Consider the following 23,476-nt stretch of genomic DNA (forward strand, 5'->3'; position numbering starts at 1 on the left):
CCGGTGACTGAAAAACCCGATGATAAGATAGGCTCGAATTCAGGATGGCTAAATTCGTCGAAATGCAAGTCGACTCCATCCGCGTGCACATGCCCAGCGGGCAGCACGTCGTGATCCTCAAAGAAAAAGAAACAGACCGGTATCTACCGATCTGGATCGGCATCTACGAAGCCAACGCGATCGCCCTGAAGATCACGGGCATCACCCCCGAGCGGCCGATCACCCACGACCTGTTGGCCAATATTCTGCAGAGCGCCGAGATGCGACTCAAGAAAATCCAGGTGACGTCGCTGACAAATGAAGTCTTCTTTGCCAGACTGTTTCTCGCGGTCAACGGCAAGGAAGTCGAGATCGACTCGCGACCGAGCGATGCGATCGCGCTCGCGGTCCGGATGACCTGTCCGATCCTTGTCTCACAGGACGTTCTCGACAAGGCCGGCGTGTTCCCCGAGAAAGAAGAGGAAGAAGAAGACAAACTCTCGATCTTCAAAGAGCTCATCAACAGCATGGACCTGCCGGACCTGGAAGGTCCACCGCCGGAGAAGAGCTAGCCCGCGATCCGGACCGGGATGCTCGCCTGGAGTACCCGTCCCGACCCGTCGGGAATCAACCAGGTGGCCTCGAGCCGATAATCGCCGGCGCGCGGTGCCGACAGGGGGAAGCTGGTGAGGTCATACCAACCGCCGAAGATCGGCGTGCCGTTCCAGCTCTCGACGCCGACCGGATTGAGTGCGACGCCCTGACCGTTGCGGACCAGCGTCAGGGTCAGCCCTTGGTCACCGCTGTTGAGGGACGTCGACGGCGAGCCGATCAACTGGACAGTCACCCGCATCCTGCCATTCGTTGCGTAGGACGAGCGGTCCGAATCCAGGACCAGGCGCCGCGAGCCATTTGTTGGATCCGAGACAGTCGCGCCATTCGCTGCCGCTCCACTGGACTGCGCGTCAAACTGCTGCGTAGACGGAACCGGCGCCGCGAGCGGAGCGATGGCGCCTTTCTGGTTCCGCGTGGCGGAACTGTACGCCGGCGCCGCGGCACCGCCTCCGTTGAACGTGCTGGTGCTGGCCGTGCCGGCAGGACCTTGGAAGTGCAACTGCGACACCCCGATGACGACGACGAGCATGGCTGCCGCGCCAGCGCCCAGCCAGCCGACTGGCGCCCAGCGAAACGACTGGCGGGGCTGCGCCGGGATGCGGAAGGTCCGGGTCGGCGTCTCCATCGGCAGCGCGCGGACGGCATAGACCGTCTCACGCAGCCGATCCAGACGCCGCGTGCACTCGGCACAGCCGGCGACGTGTTCCGCGACGCGCGCCTGCGCACGAGCGTCGAGCTCATGGTCGAGATACGCCGAGAGCTCCTCAAGCGTCGGCTCGGTCGGGATGCGTGGCTCATTCGGCATGGGCATCCTCCCGAGTCGGAAAGAAATCCGGGTGCTGCTGCAGGCGCTCCTGGACCTGAGCGCGTGCGCGTGCGATCCGCGACTTGACCGTGCCGAGCGGAACGCGAAGCACGGCGGCGATCTCCTCGTACGCCATGCCGTTCACGTCGCGCAGGACGATCGCGATCCGCATGTCGTGGTCGAGTGCCTGGATGCTGTCACGGACCAGGCGCGTCCGCGCATTCGCCTCGGTTTGCTCCTGCGGATCAGGCGTCGCGATGCCGAGGCCGACGACGTTACCGGCCTTGGGACTTATCTGATCTTCGTCGGGCATGACGCTGAACCGCCGGCCGCGCCGAAAGTGGTCGTAACAGAGATTCGCGGCAATCTGGAACAGCCAGGACTTGAACGGCGCCTCCCGCAGGGTGCGGATCTTTTCCCAGGCGCGGAGAAACGCCTCCTGCGTGATGTCGGCGGCATCATCCGGTTGGCCGACCATCCGCAGCGCCATGTTGTAGAGCGGGACTTGATATTGCACGATCAATTGGGTAAACGCCTCCCGATCGCCCCGGCGGGCCCGGCCCACCAGGTCGCGATCGTCGTTCGAGTTGTTAGACGCAACCATCTCTAATAAGTTCCCAACGAGCGTACTCGGATATACTCGCCGCGCCGCCGGAGTGTCGGAATGGTAGACGAGGGCGCCTCAAAAGCGCCTGGGCGTAAGTCCGTGTGGGTTCGAGTCCCTCCTCCGGCAGTAACAAATCGGGAATTCTGAGCGGCCTGCTGGTCACGCTGCGTCCATTTTCCGAGCCTCCACGGGCCGGCAACCGATTGACGATCGGCCGGCACCCCGCCATACTGCCGCCGAAGAGGCGAGAACGGAACTTTTTCCTTCGGCGGCCGTCTTAAGGCAGTAGATGCGTGTCCAGCGCTCGTTCGGCTTGCCCGCGCGGCTTGCATTGGCATCGCTGCTCGCCGGAACGACGCTGGCGGGGGCGTCCATCGGCGCCGCGGCCGCCAGCGACGTCACGCTCAGCGTCCTCGTCGGCTACCAGGACGTCGTCAAGCCCGGCGAGTGGATGCCGATCACGGTCGTCGCCAAGAACGGCGGAGCCGGTATCGATGGCACGCTCGAGCTCCAGGAGACGTTGAACGGCCAACCCGACGTCAGCGGCTTTCCCGTTTACCACGCGCCGATCAGTCTCGCCAGTGGAGCCAGCAAGCGGATCCGGGCGTACGCCATCATCGACACGAGCGGCGCGACGATCACGGCGCGAATCGTCCAGAGCGGCCGGGTGATCGTCTCCCAGGACTCCGCGTCGACGAGCACCACGTCGACGATGATCGGCGTCCTCTCCGACCAGGGCACGGCTCTTGATACCTTCGGGGCCGTTCACCCAGCGAGCGTCGCCGCCCGCGTGGTTCACCTGGCGGCCGGCGACCTCCCGGAGTCGGCGATTCCGCTACGCGCCTTCGACATCCTCGCGATCGACGACTTCGCCACCGACAGCCTGACCACGGGCCAGCGGACGGCCATCGGCGACTTCGTCCGCGCCGGCGGCGATCTTCTGTTGGGCACCGGCGCCGCCTGGCACAAGACGCTCGCCGGCCTGCCGACGGCGATCGTGCCGATGACGGTCAGCGGCACCACGAGCGTGACCACCTCCCTGCTCGGCGGCGCCCCTGTCGAGGTGGCCACCGGGGCCTCGACGCCGGGGCCGGTCTGGCTGGCGACCGGCAGCCAGCCGCTGCTGCTCGAGCGCCAGGTCGGGGCGGGCATGGTTACGCTTGCCACCTTCGATTGGAATCAGGATCCCGTCGCTGGCTGGAGCGGGACCGCCCCCCTCCTCCGCCAGATCATCGCGCGCTCCGTGATTGGCGTGGGCAGCTCCAACCAGAACTTCGCCTATGCGATGGGCGTGCCGGGCCCGATGAGCTTCACGTCGCAGCCATCGATCGCCTCCAAGAGCGGCGCCCTCAGCTCCACGTTAGGGAACCTCCCGGGACTCGACCTGCCATCGCTCCAGCTGACCGGCCTGCTCGTGCTGCTCTACGTCCTGCTCGTGGGTCCCGTGAACTACATCGTGTTGGGCGCGATGCGGCGCCGAGCGCTTGCCTGGGTCACCGTGCCCCTGATCGCCGTGATCGCCGCCGGCGGCGCCTACGGGGCCGGGGTCTTCACCAAGGGCCGCTCCGTGCAGGCCAACCAGATCACGATCCTGCATGTGCAGCCGGGCTGGGACCACGCTTACCAGGAAACGTACACCGGGATCATGGCGCCGAGTCGCGGTGATTACCAGGCCGTCATCGGCGGAGGGCGGCTCCTGATCAGCCCGATCGTCAACAACAGCGGTTTCGGCCCGGGGGGCTTCGGAACGGGGTCGCGTGCGGGCAGCCTCCGCATCAACCTGGACAACAACACTGTCACGCTGCCAGGGATGACCGCCTTCGTGCTGGGTGGCTTCGCGACCGAGTCGATGAGCTCGGCGCCCCAGTTGGGCGCGCACCTCCAGGTGGTGAATGGCAAGCTCACCGGCACGATCGAGAACCACTCGAACCTGGCTTTCACGGACGCCGTCCTGATCATGGGCGACAACTTTCAGACCTTTGGCGCGCTGAAACCCGGAGCGACGGCGGCCGTCTCACTGGACCCGAAGCCGTCCAACCTCTTTGGGCAGCCGACCTACAGCCGCATCTACGGAACCGCATACTTCACCGGCGGCCCGCAGCCGACTCAGCTGAGCGACGCGCAGCGCGAAGATTATGCGAAGGCGCAGATCCTGGCCGTGCTGCCCACCGGAGGAAGCTTCAAGGGCATTTCGTCCGCGAACACGCCGCTGCTGGTCGCCTGGACGCACGAGTCGTTCCAGGACCTCACCGTGAACGGGAATCATCCGCGATCGACGGCCGAAACCGCGGTCGCCCTGTCGCTGTCGCTGGACCAGATTGGTACGGGCTCGTTGCCGGCCGGTGTCGTCAGCGGCCGCATCGTGGACGTCGTGGGTGACACGCAAGGCCAGGGACCGGTTGGCATGCTGCTGATCCAGAGCGGCAGCGTCACGTACGAATTTTCGCCCTTGCTGGCGGCCGGCACGCAACTGACCGCCGCCTCGCTCACCACCTCCAACCCGTACGGCGGCAAGTTCATCCCCGCCCCGGGCGGCGGTACAACCGCTCCCACGGTCCAGGGACAGGTATGGGACTGGGCACGGTCGACCTGGACCGACGTCGCCTACCAGGACAACGGCACGACCACCCTACCCGACAGCGCCGTCAATCCCGACAGCGGCCTGGTGCGCCTTCGACTCAGCAGCAGCGGCGGCTTCGTGGCGGGGACCATTACGCTCGCAGGGACGGTCCGATGATTTCGGTCGAGCAGCTCACCAAGGTCTACGGCAAGCGGACCGCGCTCGACGCGGTCTCATTCGAAGTTCCCAAAGGGGAGATCTTCGGCTTTGTCGGACCGAACGGCGCCGGGAAGACGACTACGCTGCGCATCCTTGCGGCGCTGCTGGAGCCGACCACGGGACGCGCCTTTGTCGACGGTGCCGACGTGAGCCAGCAGCCGGAGCGTGTTCACGAACGCCTTGGTTACATGCCGGACTTCTTCGGCGTCTACGATCAGCTCACCGCGGCGGAGTACCTGGATTTCTACGCCGCCTGCTACCGGCAGCCCAAAGCCCGTCGTACGAAAATCGCGAATGACCTGCTCGAGCTCGTCGGGCTGACCGACCGTCGCGATCAGCCGGTCGACACATTGTCGCGCGGGCTCAAGCAGCGGCTGTGCCTCGCACGGGCACTGGTGCACGACCCGGCCGTGTTGTTACTCGACGAGCCGGCCTCCGGGCTCGACCCGCGGGCGCGCGTCGAGATGCGCGAGATCCTGAGAGAGTTGCAAAAAATGGGCAAGACGATCGTGATCTCGAGCCACATCCTCCCAGAGCTGACGGAGCTCTGCACCATGGTCGGCATCATCGATCAGGGTCGGATGCGGGCGACCGGCGCCGTCCAGGACGTCATCCGACAGTTGACCAGCGGGCGACGTCTGCGCATCACGGTGCTCGGTCAGAAGGAAGAGGCCGCCGCGCTGCTCAGGCCGTTGACGATGATCCACGCGGTCAGCACGGTCAATGGCGCCATCGAGGCCGAGTACGAAGGCGACGACACAACGGCGGCCAGCATCTTGCAGACGCTGACGGCGGCGGGCATCAAGGTTTCGGGGTTCAGCCAGCTCGAGGGCGGCCTCGAAGACGCGTTCATGAGGGCGACGGAGGAATGAACCGCGTCGCGATCGCGCTGTGGAATCCCATCGTCGCCAAGGAGTACCGCTCCCGGATGCGCACCTGGCGCTCACCGCTCGCTATGACGGTTTACATCCTCTTGCTGGGCGGCCTGGGCTGGGCGGTCTTTGCGGCGATGGCGTATTCATCGCGCAATTCGTACAACGGTGGGCAGGCCGCCAATTACGGACAAGGCTTGTTTCTCTATCTGGTGCTGTTTCAAATGGTGTTGCTCGCGTTCATCACCCCGGCCCTGACGGCCGGCGCGATCAGCAGCGAACGCGAGCGCCAGACGATCGATTTGCTCTTCGTGACGAAGCTTCCATCGTTTGCGATTCTGTGGGGCAAGCTGCTGGCATCGATGTCCTTCGTGCTCCTGCTCTTGCTGCTCTCGGTGCCGATTTTCAGTCTGGTGTTCCTTTTCGGCGGGATCGAGCTCGACCAGGTCGCCGCGGCCTTCCTCGTCACGGCGATCAGCGCGTTGACGCTCGGCATCATCGGGATCGCCTGCTCGACGGCGTTCCGGCGCACGCTGCCGGCGACCGTCACCGCCTACGGGGCGGCCTTCATCCTGCTGGCGGGCAGCCTGCTCTTTGGGCTCCTCTTCCCGACCGACATCGATCCCAAGGCGACCGCCGCGCCGGCGCCGCCCGCCGTGACATATCTGAGTCCCCTGATTCCCCTGATTACGATCGGGACCAACGGGCCCATCACGAATTTCGGGGTGCGCAACGGCGGCCCGCTGTACGGGACCAGTGGCAGCGGCACGACCACGTGCTCCATCACGCCCGGCGGCATGAAAAGCTGCTACCAGGTCGGCCCGACCGGACCGATCGGAAAAGGCATCATCACGGCCTACCCGGCGCAAGCCACCGGGACGGTCATCCCGAGCGGGCTCTTCACCGGCTGGCAATACTGGCAGGCGACCGTCACGTTGCAGCTCGCCATCTGTCTCGTCGCCCTCATCGTGGGTGCGATGCTGATCCCACCGATTCGCCACCTGCCATGGCGGAGGCGCGCCCCGATAAAGGTCAAGCCATGAACTCGCTCGACGCGATCATCCGCGAACTCGGACGGGCCGCGGCCCGCGCTCGAGCCACGCGCTATGGCGTGCACGCGCTGGTCGCGGCGCTCGCCTGGGTCACCCTGGTACTGGCCATCGCCCGACTCACCCCCTTTGAGGGGCGCGCACTGGTGGCCGCCGTCGGCATCCCGGTCGTGCTGGCCATCGCGGTGCTCGCCTGGCTGATCCGCCGTCCGAGCGCGGCCGTGCTGATGCGGCTCGCCGATTTCCGGCTGGGCCTCAAGGAGCGGCTCTCGACGGCCTGGGAGCGGCGGACCGAATCCGGCCCGCTAGACGATGTGCAGCGGGGCGATGCCCTGCGGCAGGCCGCGGGCGCCCGGCTCGGGACGGCATTTCCCGTGCGGGTGAACCGAGGCGAGGCCTCGCTGATTGCCGTCCTCGCGATCTTTTCGCTGGCGCTCGCGCTGCTCCCCAACCCGATGGACCAGGTCCTGGCGCAGCGCCAGGCCGACCGCCTGAGCCAGGCGCGCGCCGCCAAGGCCCTGCAGACGGCGCAGAAAAAAATCGCCGACAGTCCGAAACCGACGCCGGTGGACCCGCAGGTGCAGAAGATCCTCAAGGATGCCGCCGCCAAGATTCAACAGGCCGACAGCCCCCGCAAGGCCCTCGAATCGATCACGCCGGCCGAACAGCAACTCCAGAGTCTGACCGACCCCGGGACGCCGGCCCTGAGCAGCAGTGCGCAGAACCTCGCCAATGCCTTGAGCGCGACGGCGGCCGGCAAGAGCGCCGCCCAGGCGATCGCCAGCAGCCCGGCCAAGGGGGCACAGTCCGTGCGCGACCTCGCCTCGCAACTGCAGAACCTCTCGCCCAAAGATCGCGAGGAGCTGGCGAAGGCGCTCGCGAAGGCCTCCCAGCAGGCGCAAAACAGCCAGATGCGCGACTCGTTGAGCAAGGCCTCGTCCTCGTTGAAGAGCGGCGACACGACCTCGGCGGCCCAGGCCCTCAATGACGTCGCGAGTCAGCTGGACTCCCTCCAGCAGCAGCAGAACACCGACCAGGCAGTCGCCTCGGCGATCAACGGGCTGGAGTCCGCCCGTCAGGAGCTCGCCACCCAGGCGGACCGCGACGCGAAAGGCCAGGGGGCGCAGGCGAACGCGGGTAGCAGCGCATCGCCGGGCGCAAGTCCCGGGGCCGGTGCCAGCGCGAGCGGTAGCGGCACGGGGACGGGCACGGGGACCGGCACGGGCACAGGGACAGGCACCGGGACCGGGACCGGCACCGGGACCGGGACCGGCACCGGCACTGGGACGGGCACAGGGACCGGCACCGGCAGCGGTGGGTCCGGCGGTTCCGGCGGCACCGGCTCCAATGGCTCGGGAACCGGCGGCGGTTCCGGAGCGGCGAGCACCGAGCGCGTCTACGTGCCCGGCCAGCCGGTGCCCGGTCAGTCGCAGAACGATCCCACGCCGCTTGGCCCGGGACAGGATGTGCCGCTGAGCCCCTACAGCCAGGTGATCCAGGCCTACCAGCAAGCGGCGCTCGACGCCACGGAGCAGAGCCTGATCCCCGGCAGTGAGCGCGACCTCGTACGCCAGTATTTCTCGCAGCTCGGTGAGCAGAGTGCGGCCGGCCCCCGGTAAGGCGCCGTCGCCGCTCGAGGGAGGATCATGATCGCCGAAGAACCGCGCATCGACGCCGCCAGGGTGACCGAACTGGCCCAATCCCTCGAGACCGAGCTGGCCCGTCTCATCGTGGGACAGCAGGCACTGCTTCGCGACACCGTCATCGCCCTAATCGCCAACGGCCATGTCCTGCTCGAAGGCGTGCCGGGTCTGGGCAAGACCGTACTCGTCCGATCGCTGGGCGAGGCGCTCTCGATGAGCTTTTCCCGCGTCCAGTTCACGCCGGACCTGATGCCCGCCGACATCGTGGGGACCAACGTCATCGGCGACGAGGCCGGCCGGCGGGAGTTCCACTACCAGGCCGGACCCATCTTCGCGAATCTCGTCTTGGCCGACGAGATCAACCGTGCCACGCCGAAGACGCAAAGCGCACTGCTGGAAGCGATGCAGGAACGCACCGTCACCGTCGGCACCCAGACCCGCCCGTTGCCGTCGCCGTTTTTCGTCCTCGCCACCCAAAACCCGATCGAGCTCGAAGGGACCTACCCGCTGCCTGAAGCGCAGCTGGATCGGTTTTTCTTCAAGGTCCTGGTGCCCTTCCCCAGCGAGCGCGACCTGCTCGAGATTGCGCGGCGTACCACCGGCGGGTCGACGCCGAAGCTTCGCCCGGTCGCCGATGCCGAAACCGTCCTTGCGGCACAACGGGTGGCACGCGAGGTGCCGATCGCCGAGCACGTGCTGTTGTATGCCGCCCGCCTGATCGGCGCAACCCACCCCGACCGTACCGAGCTCGACAGCGTGCGCCGCTACGTCCGCTGGGGCGCCAGCCCCCGCGGCCTGCAGACCATGGTGCTTGGCGCCAAGGTGCGGGCGCTGCTCGAGGGACGCTACAACGTCGCCTTCGACGACCTCAGCGCCGTCGCCCAGCCGGCGTTGCGACACCGGATCTTTCTGCAGTTCGAGGCCGAGGCCGACGGGATGACCGCGGACCGTCTCATCAGCGAGATCCTGGAGCACACCGTCAAGGAACCGGCGAAGGCCTAGCCGTGACGCCGGCCGTCCTCCTGGAGCCCGCCCTGCTTCGCCGTCTCGAAGGCCTTGCGCTCCAGGTCCGGCGCGCCGTCAGCGGGCAAATGAGTGGCGAACGGCGCTCACGCCGCCGCGGCCAGTCTGTCGAATTCGCGGATTTTCGCAACTACACCGCCGGCGACGACTTTCGGCTGATCGATTGGAACGCGTATGCCCGACTCGACCGGTTCATGCTGCGCCTCTTCGTCGCTGAAGAAGAGTTGCCCCTGAGCCTATTCGTCGATCTCAGCGGGTCGATGGACTGGGGCAAACCGAACAAAGCCGAGGCGGCGAGGCAGCTGGCCGGTGCCATCGCCTACGTCGCCCTGGCGGCGTTGGACCGCGTGCGGCTGACGGTCTTTGCGGACGGCCCGACGTCCGGTGGAGCACCCTACCGCGGCCGGCGCGCCGCCGCGGAACTGTTCGCCCGGCTGCAATCGCTGCCGGCGGGCGGCGTCACGAACTATCAGAAGCTGGTCTGGCCGATTGGCCGGCAGCGGCCGGGCATGAGCGTGCTCATCAGCGACGGCCTCGGCGAGACGTCGATGGATCCGGCGCTGATGGCGTTGCAGCGCGCACAGCAGGAAGGCGCGGTCCTGCAGCTGCTTGCCCCACAGGAGCTGACGCCGGACTGGTCAGGCGATGCCCGCCTGAAGGACGCCGAGACCGGGCTGGAGCGGGAGTTTACCGCCACGCCGCTGACCCAGGGCAGCTACCTGCGTGCGCTGGCCCAGCGCACGGATGATATCGAGCGGGCCGCCCGTCGGCGGGGCCTGCGCTTCGCTCGCCTGTCGACGGCAGAACCCATCGACGAGATGGTGCAGATCACGCTGCGCCGCCTCGGGCTGCTCGGATGAGCTTCCTCGCCCCGGCGGCCGCGATCCTGGCGCTGACGCTCCCGGCCATCGTCGCGTTGTATTTCTTAAAGATCCGGCGGCCGACGCGGATCGTGCCCGCGCTGCATCTGTGGCCCGATCAGATCCGCGACCGCCAGGCCAACGTCCCCTGGCAACGGCTTCGTCCCAGCTGGCTGCTATTTCTCCAGTTGCTCGCCGCCGCGGTCCTGGTGGCGGCGGCCGTCCAGCCGGCGCTCCCCGCCGGCGCCGCGCTGGCCCGCCACAGCATCGTGCTGCTCGACGCGTCGGCATCGATGCAGGCGACCGACGTCGCGCCGTCGCGCCTCGAGGAGGCGAAGCACCAGGTCAATGCCATCATCGACCAGCTCGGGCCACAGGACCGAATGACGGTGATCGCCGTCGGGCCCGCCGCCCGCATCGTCGCTTCTGTCACTGGCGACCGGGACACGCTGCATCGCGCGGTCAACGCCGTCCCGGCGAGCAATGGCGCGGCGGACTTATCAGCTGCTTTGGCGCTGGCCGCGGGCCTGGTCCGCGCGGGCGACGACGCCCGCGCCTACCTGTTCGCCGACGGCATCGTCCAGCCGCTGCGCGCGTCGTTCGCGGCCGGCCTGCCGTTTCCCGTCGAGTACCATCGGGTCGGCGTCTCGGGGGAAAACGTCGGGCTGACGTCGCTAACGGTCCGGACCAGCGCACAGTTGCGAGCCGCCTATCTGCACGTGCAGAACTTCGGTCAGCAGCCGCGCTCGGTCACCGTCGAGTGGCGGGCCGACGGCCACCTGCTCGATGTGCGGCCATTGACGCTCGCGGCCGCCCAGGCGCAGGACCTGGTCCTCCCAGTTCCGAGCGACGCGACGTCGGTCTCCGCGCACCTCGCCGGCAACGACATCTTCGCGCTCGACGACGGCGCGACCGCGGTCGCCAGCACGCCCCGCGCCTTCCGCGTCCAGCTGGTGACCCCAGGCAACGTCTTCCTCGAGCAGGCGCTCCGCCTGCGCACCGACCTCCAGATCGATGTCATCGTCCCGGCGGCCTACCGGGCGAGCGCCGCCTATGCTCTGACCGTTTTCGACCGCTTCTCGCCGCCGCTGCTGCCCGACGGCCCGTTCGTCATGGTCGATCCGCCGTCGGGGTCGGTGCTGGCCGGCGGGCAACCGATCGGCGTCGGGCGCGTCCGTGCCGTCGACGCCGGCGATCCCCTGCTGGCCAATGTCGACCTGCAGGACGTCCATGTCGCCCGCAGCCAGGACTTGAGCAGCTCGACATTCGGCCGGCCGCTGATCAGCAGCCTGCAGACGCCCCTGGTCCTCGTCCGCGACGAGCCGTTTCGTCAGGTGCTGGTCGGTTTCGATCTGCACGAGTCCGACCTCCCGCTGCGCATCGCGTTTCCGATCCTGGTCCAGAACCTGAGTGAGTGGCTGCTGCCCCCGAGCGTCCCCAGCCACAGCTTCCATCCGGACGAACCCGTCACCATCGTGCCCGAGGCGGGTGCAACGTCGGTGACCGTGGTCCGGCCGGACGGCAGCCGCCGGCCCATCGCGACCGCGTCCATTGCGACCTTCGGCGAAACCGACCAGACGGGCCTCTACACCGTCGAACAGGTCGTCGCCGGCAAGGTGGACCGCTCCTGGTTCAGCGTGAATTTGTTTTCTGATCCGATTTCGCAGCTCAAGCCACCCGACCGGCTGACGCTGCCGCCGACGAGGACGACCGTGGTGCAGGCGACCCATCGCGGCCAGCTCGAGATCTGGCCGTGGATCGCGCTCGCGGCGCTTGCCGTCGTGACGGCCGAATGGCTGGCCTTCCACCGTGGGCTTTGATGTAAGCCGCCCCCTGCTGCTGGGGGCGGGCGTGCTGGCGCTGGTCATCATCGTCGCGATCTGGCGCTTCTTTCCGCCGCCATTACCGCCGCGGCGTGCGCGCATCTCGTTGGGGCTCCGCACCCTGATCGTGCTGCTGCTGACGGCCGCCCTCGCGGGCTTGCAGGTCCAGACGACGCCGGCGGCCCAATCGCTGCTGGTCGTGGCGGATCTTTCGGCAAGCGTGCAGAGCGCGTTGGACAGCGAAGCCGCCACCGTGCGACGCATCCTGCAACAGCGACAGGGCGACAACCGCGCCGGGGTCCTGAGCTTCGGTCGCGATCCTCAAGTGGAAGTGAACGTCAGTAAGGACCCGCAGTTCGGCGAGTTCCAGAGCCAACCCAACCCGCATTACACGGACATCGCCGCGGCGCTCCAACTCGGCGGATCGATCCTCCCGGATGACAGCCGGCGGCACATCGTGCTGATCAGCGATGGGCGCGCGAACCTCGGCGACGCGGTCGGCGAGGCGCGCCTGCTCCGTGCGGAGGGGGTTCGGGTCGATACCGTTGCGCTGCCGGTGCCACTCGGCGCCGAGGCCTACGTCGATCGCCTCGACGCGCCGCGTACCCTGACCCAGGGCCAGCAGGCCGATGCGCAGGCGCTGATCGTCAGCAACACGGCCACGCCGGCAACCGTCCGCTGGTACCTCGATCGCACGCTGGTCAACACGGTGCAGCTCAACCTCCCGGTGGGTGAGACGACGGTCAAACAGACCGTCAAGCCGGCCGAGCCCGGATTCCACGCCGTTCGAATCGTGATCGATCCGGTGCGCGATACGTACGCCGAGAACAATCTCGGCGAGGCGCTGATCCAGGTGGTCGGACCGCCACGCGTCCTGCTCGTCGAAAACACGCTGGGCGAGGCAGCCAGCCTCGAGGCGGCGCTGCATTCGACGGGGATCGGCACCGCGGTCGTCACCCCTGACCAGTTGCCCCGCTCGGCCGCGGACCTCGCCGCCTACCAGGCCGTGGTCCTCGTCAACATTCCGGCGACGAGCCTGGGCGTCGACGGCATGGCGCTCTTGCAGGCATCCGTCCGCGACCTTGGCACGGGCCTGGTCGTCATCGGCGGCACGGAGAGCTACGGTCCCGGCGGATATGCCGGCACGACGTTGGAAACGGCACTTCCGGTCCAGATCCAGCTCCCGCTGGACATGCAGAAACCGCCGGTGGCGGTCGTCCTCGTGTTGGAATCAACAGAGAGTGGCCAGGGTGACCAGATTCTGCGTGGGGCGGCCGAGTCCGTCGTCGACCAGCTCACCCCGCGCGACAGCGTCGGCGTCACCGACGGCGGGATGGGCATGGTCATCCCGCTCGCCCCGCTGACGGACAAGGCCGCGGTCAAGCGCAAGATCGAGGCGCTGGGCCTCGGCGACCCGATGAGCTACGCCCCCGACCTGGGCGCGGCCGACCAGGCGCTGACCAAGACGAAGGCGGCCATCAAGCACGTCATTCTCTTTGGCGATGGCGACACCTTCGACCGCAACTATCAATCCGCGATCACCGCGATGTACAGCCGCGGAATCACGGTGTCGACCGTCGCGATCGCGGCCAACGCGACCGATGCGTCCGCGATGCAGTCGATGGCCGGCTGGGGACACGGCCGCTTCTATCAGAGCAACAGCCTGCAAGACGTGCCGCAGATCTTCTTGAAAGAGACGCGCGAGGCCCTCAAGCCCTGGATCGTCGAAGGACAAATCGCGCCACAGCTCGCGTCGCTGGCGGACGTGATTCCCGGGGTACCCCTCGACAGTTTTCCGACGATATCGGGCTACGTAGCGACCACGCCGCGGGCCGCCGCGGACATCGTGCTGAAGAGTCCCCAGGGCGATCCCTTGCTGGCGACCTGGCAGTACGGCCTGGGCCGGGTGCTGGCCTGGACCAGCGATGCGCAAGGCCGGTGGACGGCGGGCCTGCTGCAATGGCCGTCCGCCAATCGCTTCTTCGGGGATATCGTCCATGCGAGCCTGCCGCAGGCCGGCGACCCCGCGCTGCAGATCGAGACCCGGGTCCAGGGCGACCACACGCACCTGCTGGTGACCGCGCCGACGACCTCCGGCGCCACGGTGACGGTCAACGCCGTCACGCCCGACCTCGCCGGTGCCAGCCTGACGCTGTCGCCCACCGGCCCAGGCCGCTTCGAGGGCGACCTGCCCACCGACCAGGTTGGCAGCTACCTGCTCCACGTGAGTGAGTCGGCCGGCGGCGTGGTTCGACACACGACGACGAGCGGGCTGGTGGTTCCCTATTCGCCCGAGTACCGAGACCTTGGCACCAACGTCGCTACGCTGACCGCGATCGCGCAGGCCGGGGGCGGCGTCGTGCTCTCGGACGTTTCGCAGGCATTCCGCCTCCCGGTACCGAGCGTGCATGCCGCCCAGCCGATCAGCGAGCTCCTGCTCGTGCTCGCGATCCTGCTCTTCCCGATCGACGTCGCCCTGCGGCGGCTCATCTTCCGGCTGGAAGACATGCCGGCCTGGCGCAAAGCGCTGCAGCGAGCGCCGGCGCCCGCCGTTCCCGCCGAGGCGACCGTGACACGGCTCCGGGAACGCGTCGAGGGCGTCCGCGCCGCCAGGGCGGCGCAACCCCGACCGCCCAAGAAACCCCCGGATGATCCCACCGGCGAGCTGCTGTCCCGCCGGCGCCGGCGTTGATTCTTAGGCTGCGTTTATGAGCAGAACGTAAACTAGGCCTCGATGTTTCCTGGTGCCAGCTTGATCCAGATTCTGATCCAGATTCTGATCCTGCTCTTGATCGTGCGCGCGATCTTCTCCTGGTTCCCGCAGATGCTGTACACCGAGGCCGGGCGGATCGTCGTCATGGCCACCGAGTGGTACCTGGCGCCGCTTCGCCGGGTCATCCCCCCGGCCGGCGGGCTGGATCTCTCTTTCCTCGTCGGCATCATTCTGCTCTATGCCTTGCAGGCCTTCATCGGCACGGCGAACATCGCGGTCGCCCTGCTCGTCATCGTCCGCTCTGCCCTTATCTTCTGCATCATCCTGGTGCTGATCCGCGTGTTCTTCGGGTTCTTTCAGATGGATCCCTGGCATCCGATCACGCAGATGGTGATGCAGGCGACCGAGCCCTTTGCCCGGCCGTTCCGGCAGTGGTTTCCGAAACGCCCGCGCGAGTTCGATTGGGCGCCGATCGCGGCCTTCGTCGTTTTGCTGGCCGCCCTGGTCCTGGTCTCGACCCTGGCCAGCTTCTTCGGGATCGGCTAAGAACTCGCCGAGCCGACGAGCGTCCGCGGCTGCCGGCCGCCGTTGACCTGGCGCTCAGGTGCGCGCCGCCGAATAACCTCGAGACGCCAGACGGGTCGTGAAAACAGCGCGTCGATTTCGCGTTGGGCACGGTCGCCGGCGAGCCCGCCACCCTGCACCCGGAACTTTTCGCCGAGGTCCATGTCGACGATCTGATCGGCGCGTTGCAGGTGCAGCACGACGCGGTCCGGGCCGGCGCAACGACCGATGATCTCCTGGAGGGCCGCCATTTGATCCGCTGTCGCCTCGGCCGGCACATCGAGGTGGACGACCTGGTTGCGCACCCAGAATTCGTGACCCGCGTCATCAAACGCGAGAATCTCGTCCGCGATGACTTTCGCGACTTCGCCGCGCTCCTCGTCCTCGCCGGCCGCGCTGCGCGCATCGACCTTGCCGCGGACAATCACGATGTTGTCCGAAAGTAAGAGCGCGCGGCTCTCCTCGAACAGCCTGGTGAAGACGATGACTTCAATCGTGGCTGTCAGGTCCTCGAGCTGGACGAACGCCATCGGCTTCCCGGTCTTGGTCACGATCGGCCGCACCGCCTTGATGACGCCGCCAATGCGCACCTCGTAGTCCTCCATGTCGGGCGTGACCTGGTTGGCATAGGTGTCGACCTTGGCGTGCAGCTCCTGCTCGATGCGCCGCAACGGATGATCCGACAGATACAGACCGAGCAGCTCCTTCTCGCCCCTGAGTCGCTCCTCGTCGGGCATCGGCGGCATCGCCGAGACCAGGCCGGCCGCCGGGTCGTCCAGCTCGTCTGCGTCGGGTAGCATGCCGAACAGGTTCGTCTGGCCGCTCTCCCGTTCGCTGATGATCTGTGCCGCGCGGTCGCTGACCCGATCGATGCTCGCCAGCAAACGGCCACGCTCACCCAGGCTGTCGGTCGCGCCGGAGCGGATCAGGCTCTCGAGGACACGCTTGTTCATTTCGCGCGGGTCGACGCGGACGGAGAGATCAAGCAATGACTTGAAGGAGCCGTTCGCCCGCCGCTCGTTGAGCAACAGCTCGATCGCGTGGGTGCCCACGTTCTTGATCACGGCCAGGCCGTAGCGAATCTTTCCATCCTGGACGGAGAAGCCGGCCTCGGAGCAGTTGACGTCGGGCGGCAGAACCTCGATGTCCCGCGCGTGGCAGTCGAGGACCGCGGCCGCGACTTTGTCGTAGTTGCCGGCTTCGTTGTTGAGCAGCGCCGCCAGGTACTCCAGGGGGTAATTGGCCTTGAGATACGCGGTCTGGTACGAGATGACCGCGTAGGCGGCGCTGTGCGCCTTCGGGAAACCGTACCCGGCGAAGTAGGCCATCAGGTCGAAGATCTCGGTGGCCTTCGACTCGCCTACCCCCCGGTTGGTCGCACCCTCGATGAACTTGGCGCGCATCTTCGCCATCTCTTCTTTCTTTTTCTTGCCCATTGCCCCGCGCAGCACGTCCGCCTCGCCCAGGCTGAACCCGGCGAGCTGGCGGGCGACGTTCATGACCTGCTCCTGGTAGACGATGACGCCGTAGGTCTCTTTGAGAATCGGCTCGAGCTGCGGTAGCAGGTAGACGATCTCCTCCTCGCCGTGCTTGCGCTTCACGTACTGGTCGACCAGGCCGCCCTCCAGCGGTCCGGGGCGGAAGAGTGCGTTCGCGGCGGTGATGTCATCGAAGGTAGTCGGTCGCATGTCCTGCAGAAGGCGGCGGAGGCCGGCCGACTCGAGTTGGAAGACACCGTTCGTGTCGCCGGCTTGCAGCAACCGGAAGGTCGCTGGATCATCCCACGGGATCTGTGCGAGGTCCAGTTTCAGCCGTCGTGTCGCCTCCAGGTTTTTCAGCGTGTCCTCGATGATCGAGAGGTTGCGCAGCCCGAGGAAGTCCATTTTCAGCAGCCCGATCTTCTGAACGGCATTCATCTCGTATTGCGTCATCACCGCCCGTTTCTCCTGGCCGTTCTTCTCGCCACGGGTGATGCTGGCTTGCAGTGGCACGTACTGCTGCAGCGGCTCCGGCGTGATCACGATGCCGGCCGCATGCGTCGAGGCATGGCGGACAAGGCCCTCGAGCTTCCGCGCGTTCCTCAGCAGGCGCTCGTAGAGCGGATCCTTCTCGGCCTGGGCCAGCTCTGGAACCATCTGAATCGCCTTGTCGAGCGTCATGTTGAGCGTGGGCGGCACCAACTTCGCGAGGTGGTCGACCTCGCGCAGCGGGACGTCAAGGGCACGCCCCACGTCACGAATGACCGCGCGCGCCTTCATCGTGCCGAACGTGATGATCTGGGCGACGTGATCCTGCCCATACTTCTGGCCGACGTATTCGATGACGCGATCGCGATTCCTGTCGTCAAAGTCGACGTCGATATCGGGCATCGAGATCCGCTCGCGGTTGAGGAAGCGCTCGAAGATCAGCCCGTGCTGCAGTGGATCGAGAGTCGTGATGCCAAGCCCGTAACACACGATGCTGCCCGCGGCCGATCCGCGTCCGGGTCCAACCGCGACACCGTTGGCCCGGGCGTAAGCGATGAAGTCGCTGACGATGAGGAAGTAGGGCGCGTAGCCCATCTCCTGAATCACGGACAGCTCCGTCTCGAAGCGATCACGCACGACCTGGCCCATCTCGGGATAGCGTGTCTTGAGGCCTTCTTCCGCCAGCCGCCGCAGATAGCTTTCGGCATTCTCTCCGGCCGGGACCTCGAAGCGAGGCAGCAGGGGCTTGGTGTCGAGCTCGAGATGGCAGCGCCCCGCGATCGTCACCGTGTTGGCCACCGCCTCCGGGAAATCGCGGAACCGCTCGGCCATCTCGGCGGGCGTCTTGAGGTAGAACTCGTCGTTGTGGAATCGCATACGTTTCTGATCCGAGACGACCGTGCCCGTCTGCAGGCAGAGGAGGATGTCGTGCGCCTCGGCGTCGTCCCGTCGCGTGTAGTGCGAGTCATTGGTTGCGACCAGCGGGATCCCCGTGCGCTGGGACAACCGGGCGAGCCCCTCGTTGACCCGGGCCTGCTCCTCCATGCCGTGGTCCTGGATCTCGAGGAAATAATCGTCGCCGAACATTCGCTGGTATTCGAAGGCGGCCTGCTCCGCGCCTGCCTCGTCACCCTCGAGCAACCGGCTGGCCACCTCGCCGCCGAGGCAGCTCGAGAGCGCGATGAGTCCCTCGGTGTGCTCGGCCAGGAGGGCTTTGTCGATCCGGGGCTTGTAGTAATACCCCTCGAGGTGGGCCAGGCTGGAAAGCTTGATGAGGTTTCGATAGCCGGTCAGGTCCTTGACGAGCAGGATCAGGTGATAAGGATCACGGTCGGCGCGACCTTCCTTCTGGTGGCGCGAGCGAGTCGCGACGTAGGCCTCCTGGCCGATGATCGGGTTGATGCCGGCTGCCTTGGCCTGCAGGTAGAGATCGACGGCACCGTAGAGCACGCCGTGATCAGTGAGCGCGATCGCCGGCATTCCGGTCTCCGCGGCGAGGCGGACCATCTCCGAGATCCGGCTCGCGCCGTCGAGCAAGCTGAATTCGGAGTGCGTGTGAAGGTGGACGAAGCTCATGCGTTCCGTTCGAGCTTGACGACCGCCTCGATGTGGAAGGTCTGGGGAAACATGTCGACGAAAGCCACCTCCACTAGGGTATAGCGTCCGGCGGCACAAAAACGATTGACATCTCGCGCCAGCGTCGACGGATCACACGAGATGTAGACAATCCGTTCGGCCCGCAAGTTCGCCATCGCCTCGACGGCGGCCTCGGCACAACCGGCGCGTGGCGGATCGAGGACCACGACGTCGACGGCCTCATCGACCTGGCTCACGATATCCTCCACCCGGCCGCGGCGGTAGCGGACATTGCCACAGGCGTTGAGCTGCATGTTGAGCTCACCGAGCCGGACTGCGTAGGGACTCTCTTCTACCGCGATGACATTCGCGGCATCACCGGCGAGACGAGCCGTGAGCATCCCGATCCCTGCATACGCGTCGACGACCTGCTCGCGACCACTGAGCTGCGCAAACGCGACCGCGCGCTCGTAGAGCACGTCGCGCTGCCGCGCGTTGACCTGGACGAACGCCTCAGGACGCACGCGAAAGTGCCGGCCGGCATCGTCCATGCCGATGGAATCGTCGTTGAGATTCAACTCCGGAATCCAACCCGCGGCCCGGGTGCCGAATCCAGGATCGGCCGTACCCGGTGGATAGGGCGCCCAGAGGAGATCGCTCGTGCCGGGCGCCCAGGTGAACTGCAGGGCCGTGACCCGAGCCGCCGCCGGATCCTCCGCGGCACGCGCGAATGCTGGGAGCGCCCGCTCGATCGCTTCGGCGTGGATCAGGCAGGCGTCGATCGGCAGCGTCTGGTACGTGTGCTTGCGGTAGAAGCCAAGGCTGACCGCTCCGCCGCGACGCAGGACGTGGAACTCGCCGCGGAGCCGGTAGCGCCAGGGATCATCCATCCCCAGGACGTCGATGCGATCGATCGGAAATTCCAGGTGGGCACGCTCGAGCTGGCGATGCAGCACCTGGCGTTTCTGGGCGAGCTGCTCAGGATAGGCGAGGTACTGCAGCTGACACCCGCCGCATCCCGCCTTGAAGTACGGACAGGGTGGCTCGACGCGCGCGGCTGCGGGGTCCAGCACCGCGGTGGCCTGGGCGCGCCAGAAGTCCTTGCGCCGATGCGTGACCTCGGCCTCGACCGTCTCGCCGGGGATGGCCCCTTCGACGAACACGACGCGGCCATCGATGCGCGCCACCGCCGCCCCGCCGTGGGCGAGCTCGCCAACCGTCAGTTGCACTATTTGATCTTCTCTCGGAGCGAGGCCTCGAGCCGCTGCGGGTTGGCCCGGCCTTTGGAGATCTTCATCCCCTGGCCGATGAGGAACTTCAGGGCCTGTTGCTTGCCCGCCTTGAAGTCCGCGACGGACTTGGCATTTTCGGCGATGACCTGCTCGGCGATGGCCTCCAGCTCGGCGTCGCCGCTGATCTGGCTCGAGCCCTTCAATGCCGTCAGCGCCGGCGCTGGGTCGGGCGCGCGGTACATCACCTCGAAGGTCTCCTTCGCCATCTTGCCGCTGATGACGCCCGAGTCGATCAGCTCGATCAATTGCTGCAGATGGGTGGGCTTGACCGACGCCTCCTCGATCTCTTTGTGGTCGGCATTGAGCAGCCGGCTGAAGTCGCTGAGGATCCAGTTCGCCACCGCCTTCGCGGGAGCACCCAGCCGGACGGTTTCCTCGAAGTAGGCAGCCATCGGCTTCGACGAGGTCAGCAACGAGGCATCGTAGGGAGTCAGGCCGTAGGCGGTGATGAACCGTTCCCGGCGTGCCGCCGGCAGCTCGGGGAGGCTCGACCGGATCTCCGCCACCCACTCGCGGCTGACTTCGAGCGGCGGCAGGTCCGGCTCTGGAAAGTACCGATAGTCTTCGGCGAACTCCTTGGTGCGCTGCGACACCGTCAGTCCCCGGGCATCGTTCCAGCCGCGCGTCTCCTGGACCAGGCGGCCCCCCGTGTCGAGCACCTCGGTTTGCCGACCGATCTCGTACTCGATCGCGCGGTGAATCGCCCGAAAGGAGTTCATGTTCTTGACCTCGACTTTGGTACCGAACTCCGCCTGGCCGACCGGCCGCAGCGACACGTTCGCGTCGCAGCGAAGTTGTCCTGACTCCATGTCGCCGTTGTTAACCCCGATGTACTGCAGGATCGCGCGCAAGCGCATGACGTACTCGCGCGCCTCGTCGGCGCTGCGCAGATCGGGCTCCGAGACGATCTCCATCAAGGGCACCCCGGCGCGGTTGAAGTCGACGAGCGAAGACTGGGACTCCTCAATCGCGCCGGCATGCTGCAGCTTGCCGGTGTCCTCCTCGAGGTGGACGCGGGTGATGCCGCAGCGCCGCGCCTCGCCTTTCACGTCGAAGTCGAGGTGACCGTTGCGGCTGAACGGCAGGTCATATTGCGAGATCTGGTAGCCCTTGGGCAGGTCTGGATAGAAGTAGTTCTTGCGATCGAACTTGGAAAATTCGGGAATCTCGCAGTTCAAGGCGAGCGCGGTGCGGATCGTCGCCTCGACCGCGCGTCGGTTGATCACCGGGAGCGATCCGGGGAGCCCGAGGCAGACCGGGCAGGTGTTCGCGTTGGGCGGCGTGGTCAGGTAGTCGGTCGAGCAGCCGCAAAACATCTTGCTCTGGGTCAGAACCTGGGCGTGTACCTCCAGGCCGACGACGACTTCGTATCGGGTGGCTACGGCCATCAGGCCGCCGACCGCATCAGTGGAGACTGCAGCTTGCGGAAGTCGGACGCCGCCTCGAAGGCATAGGCGACCTGCAGCGCGACCTCTTCCCGGAATCCGGGCGCGATCACCTGCAGGCCGATCGGCAGGCCGTCGGCAAGGCCGCACGGCACCGAGATGCCGCAGACGTTTCCCAGGTTCGCCGGGATCGTAATGATGTCGTTGAGGTACATCGCCACCGGATCCTGCGTCTTCGCTCCCAGAGGGAAAGCGACGGTCGGGGAAGTGGCCCCCAGCAGCGCGTCGACTTTCTGGAAGGCGGCTTTGAAGTCCTCGATGATCAGGGTGCGGACCTTTTGGGCCTGCAGGTAGTAGGCGTCGTAGTAGCCGGAGCTGAGTGCGTAGGTGCCGAGCACGATCCGGCGCTTGACCTCGGGGCCGAAACCCTGCTGACGCGTGAGCATGTACTCCTCGATCAGATTTTTCGCGCCTTCCGCCTGGTAGCCGTATCGGACCCCGTCGTAGCGCGCAAGATTGGAGCTGGCCTCGGCCGGCGCGATGACGTAGTAGGCGGGCAGGGCGACGTCGCTATGGGGCAGGCTGACTTCCTCGATCGACGCCCCCTGCTGCTCGAGGAGGCGTATCGCGTCGCGGACCGCCTGCTCGACCGCCGGCTCCATCCCGGCGACGAAGTATTCCTTCGGCACCCCCAGGCGCTTGCCCTTGACGCCATTGCGCAGGGTCGCCAGGTAATCGGGCACCGGGCGCGTCGAGCTGGTGGAGTCGCGAGGATCGTGCCCAGCGATCGCCTGCAGCAGGACGGCGCTGTCGGCGACGTCGCGCGTCATCGGGCCGATCTGATCGAGCGATGAGGCAAACGCGATCAGTCCGTAGCGGCTGACGCGCCCGTACGTCGGCTTAAAGCCGACGATGCCGGTCAGCGCCGCCGGCTGCCGGATGGAGCCGCCGGTGTCGCTGCCGAGCCCCCCGATGGCTTCGCCGGACGCGACCGCCGCGGCCGACCCGCCGCTCGAACCGCCCGGGACCCGGTCGAGCGCCCAGGGATTGTGCACCGGCCAATAGCCCGAGTTCTCGTTCGAGGAGCCCATCGCGAACTCGTCGCAGTTCGTCTTGCCCAAAAAGACGGCCCCTTCGGCCTCGAGACGCTCGACCACGGTCGCGCTGTAGGGCGGCGAAAATCCTTTGAGGATCTTGGACCCTGCGGTGGAAACGACGTCCTGTACGCAGAGGACGTCCTTCAGCGCGATCGGGATCCCGGTGAGCGGCTTCACATCGCGTTTGGCGCGTAGCCGCTCGTCGGCCGCCTTCGCCTGGCGAAGCGCCAGGTCGCGGGTGACGACCAGGTAGGCCTTCGTCTTCTCGCCGACTGCCGCGATCTGGCCGAGCACCGACTCGGTCAGCTCGACCGACGAGATCTCTCGGTCGACCAGCATCTGGTGCAGCTCGCGGATCGTTCGCTGAAAGAGCGTCATTCCTGGATCGCCTTGACCTTAAAGTACGGGCCTTCGCGGCTGGGAGCATTTTTCAGCGCCGCCTCGGCCGGGAGCGAGGGTTCCCTTACGTCCTCCCGCATCACGTTCCGCTCTTCGAGCGGGTGCGCGGTCGCCGGCACCTTCGAGGTATCGGCCCGTTTCAGGGCGTCGATCGCGGTCAGGATGTGGCGCAGCTGATCCCGGTAGCGGACGACTTCTTCTGGTGTGATCCCCAGTCGCGCCAGGCGGGCAACGTGCTCGACCTCGCGGGACGAAAGCTCAGACTCGGGTTCGGGCAAGACCTATAGGTTACCGAAGCAAGCCGGTCACCTGGAGCAGTAATCCGAGGACGTAAAACCCGACGAGCATGCCGGCGACGATCGACAGCTTCTGGTGGGTCGCATCGGCCGGCCCCTGCGCCGATTGGACCAAGCCACCGCCGTCCCGAGC

At 66.8% G+C, this 23,476-nt stretch carries 18 protein-coding genes and 1 tRNA gene; 11 read left to right on the forward strand and 8 right to left on the reverse strand.

Features of this window, described 5'->3' with window-relative positions:
* Positions 1 to 44 precede the first annotated feature (44 nt).
* The gene (locus tag VHK65_12025; protein HVS06872.1) at positions 45 to 551 is read left to right on the forward strand and encodes a bifunctional nuclease family protein; all 507 of its coding nucleotides are present in this window, start codon (positions 45 to 47) and stop codon (positions 549 to 551) included.
* Here VHK65_12025 and VHK65_12030 read toward each other — a convergent pair.
* Both VHK65_12030 and VHK65_12035 read right to left on the reverse strand, forming a co-directional pair.
* On the reverse strand, positions 548 to 1,399 hold the full coding sequence (locus tag VHK65_12030) for a zf-HC2 domain-containing protein (GenBank protein HVS06873.1): 852 nt from the start codon (positions 1,397 to 1,399) through the stop codon (positions 548 to 550). The genes VHK65_12025 and VHK65_12030 overlap by 4 nt on opposite strands.
* Positions 1,389 to 2,003 (reverse strand): sigma-70 family RNA polymerase sigma factor, encoded by a 615-nt coding sequence (locus tag VHK65_12035; GenBank protein ID HVS06874.1) that lies wholly within the window; start codon positions 2,001 to 2,003, stop codon positions 1,389 to 1,391. The genes VHK65_12030 and VHK65_12035 overlap by 11 nt, the downstream gene beginning before the upstream one ends.
* Positions 2,004 to 2,049: 46 nt before the next feature.
* Between VHK65_12035 and VHK65_12040 the strand changes: the two genes are divergently transcribed.
* The 10 genes from VHK65_12040 (at position 2,050) to VHK65_12085 (ending at position 15,314) form a co-directional block, all read left to right on the forward strand.
* A tRNA-Leu gene (locus VHK65_12040) sits at positions 2,050 to 2,132 on the forward strand.
* A gap of 163 nt (positions 2,133 to 2,295) precedes the next feature.
* On the forward strand, positions 2,296 to 4,743 hold the full coding sequence (locus tag VHK65_12045; protein HVS06875.1) for a hypothetical protein: 2,448 nt from the start codon (positions 2,296 to 2,298) through the stop codon (positions 4,741 to 4,743).
* A complete protein-coding gene (locus VHK65_12050) occupies positions 4,740 to 5,657 on the forward strand; it encodes an ABC transporter ATP-binding protein (protein HVS06876.1) in 918 nt (305 codons plus the stop codon). Before VHK65_12045 ends, VHK65_12050 begins: the two co-directional genes overlap by 4 nt.
* Entirely contained in the window at positions 5,654 to 6,700 is a 1,047-nt protein-coding gene (locus tag VHK65_12055) for an ABC transporter permease (GenBank protein ID HVS06877.1), read from the forward strand. Before VHK65_12050 ends, VHK65_12055 begins: the two co-directional genes overlap by 4 nt.
* Complete coding sequence (locus tag VHK65_12060) at positions 6,697 to 8,325, forward strand: hypothetical protein (protein ID HVS06878.1); 1,629 nt, start codon at positions 6,697 to 6,699, stop codon at positions 8,323 to 8,325. The genes VHK65_12055 and VHK65_12060 overlap by 4 nt, the downstream gene beginning before the upstream one ends.
* 27 nt (positions 8,326 to 8,352) lie before the next feature.
* The gene (locus tag VHK65_12065) at positions 8,353 to 9,351 is read left to right on the forward strand and encodes an AAA family ATPase (GenBank protein ID HVS06879.1); all 999 of its coding nucleotides are present in this window, start codon (positions 8,353 to 8,355) and stop codon (positions 9,349 to 9,351) included.
* Positions 9,352 to 9,353: 2 nt separating this feature from the next.
* A complete protein-coding gene (locus VHK65_12070) occupies positions 9,354 to 10,232 on the forward strand; it encodes a DUF58 domain-containing protein (protein ID HVS06880.1) in 879 nt (292 codons plus the stop codon).
* Entirely contained in the window at positions 10,229 to 12,052 is a 1,824-nt protein-coding gene (locus VHK65_12075; protein ID HVS06881.1) for a VWA domain-containing protein, read from the forward strand. The genes VHK65_12070 and VHK65_12075 overlap by 4 nt, the downstream gene beginning before the upstream one ends.
* On the forward strand, positions 12,042 to 14,747 hold the full coding sequence (locus tag VHK65_12080) for a VWA domain-containing protein (protein HVS06882.1): 2,706 nt from the start codon (positions 12,042 to 12,044) through the stop codon (positions 14,745 to 14,747). Before VHK65_12075 ends, VHK65_12080 begins: the two co-directional genes overlap by 11 nt.
* A gap of 60 nt (positions 14,748 to 14,807) precedes the next feature.
* The gene (locus VHK65_12085) at positions 14,808 to 15,314 is read left to right on the forward strand and encodes a YggT family protein (protein ID HVS06883.1); all 507 of its coding nucleotides are present in this window, start codon (positions 14,808 to 14,810) and stop codon (positions 15,312 to 15,314) included.
* On the opposite strand, the gene VHK65_12090 is transcribed toward VHK65_12085, so the two are convergent.
* Genes VHK65_12090 through VHK65_12115 form a run of 6 tightly spaced genes read right to left on the reverse strand, consistent with a single transcriptional unit; the run spans position 15,311 to position 23,458 of the window.
* Positions 15,311 to 18,874, reverse strand: a complete 3,564-nt coding sequence (locus VHK65_12090; protein HVS06884.1) for a DNA polymerase III subunit alpha — start codon at positions 18,872 to 18,874, stop codon at positions 15,311 to 15,313. The two genes, VHK65_12085 and VHK65_12090, sit on opposite strands and share 4 nt — an antisense overlap.
* A complete protein-coding gene (locus VHK65_12095; GenBank protein ID HVS06885.1) occupies positions 18,871 to 20,103 on the reverse strand; it encodes a class I SAM-dependent RNA methyltransferase in 1,233 nt (410 codons plus the stop codon). Before VHK65_12095 ends, VHK65_12090 begins: the two co-directional genes overlap by 4 nt.
* Entirely contained in the window at positions 20,103 to 21,554 is a 1,452-nt protein-coding gene (gatB, locus tag VHK65_12100; GenBank protein ID HVS06886.1) for an Asp-tRNA(Asn)/Glu-tRNA(Gln) amidotransferase subunit GatB, read from the reverse strand. Before gatB ends, VHK65_12095 begins: the two co-directional genes overlap by 1 nt.
* Positions 21,554 to 23,026: an Asp-tRNA(Asn)/Glu-tRNA(Gln) amidotransferase subunit GatA gene (gene gatA, locus VHK65_12105; GenBank protein HVS06887.1), complete on the reverse strand. Its 1,473-nt coding sequence runs from the start codon at positions 23,024 to 23,026 to the stop codon at positions 21,554 to 21,556. The genes gatB and gatA overlap by 1 nt, the downstream gene beginning before the upstream one ends.
* Positions 23,023 to 23,325, reverse strand: a complete 303-nt coding sequence (gatC, locus tag VHK65_12110; GenBank protein HVS06888.1) for an Asp-tRNA(Asn)/Glu-tRNA(Gln) amidotransferase subunit GatC — start codon at positions 23,323 to 23,325, stop codon at positions 23,023 to 23,025. The genes gatA and gatC overlap by 4 nt, the downstream gene beginning before the upstream one ends.
* Positions 23,326 to 23,335: 10 nt before the next feature.
* On the reverse strand, positions 23,336 to 23,458 hold the full coding sequence (locus tag VHK65_12115) for a hypothetical protein (GenBank protein ID HVS06889.1): 123 nt from the start codon (positions 23,456 to 23,458) through the stop codon (positions 23,336 to 23,338).
* Positions 23,459 to 23,476 lie beyond the last annotated feature (18 nt).

This window comes from Candidatus Dormiibacterota bacterium, from assembly GCA_035544955.1.
Classification (GTDB): domain Bacteria; phylum Chloroflexota; class Dormibacteria; order CF-121; family CF-121; genus CF-13.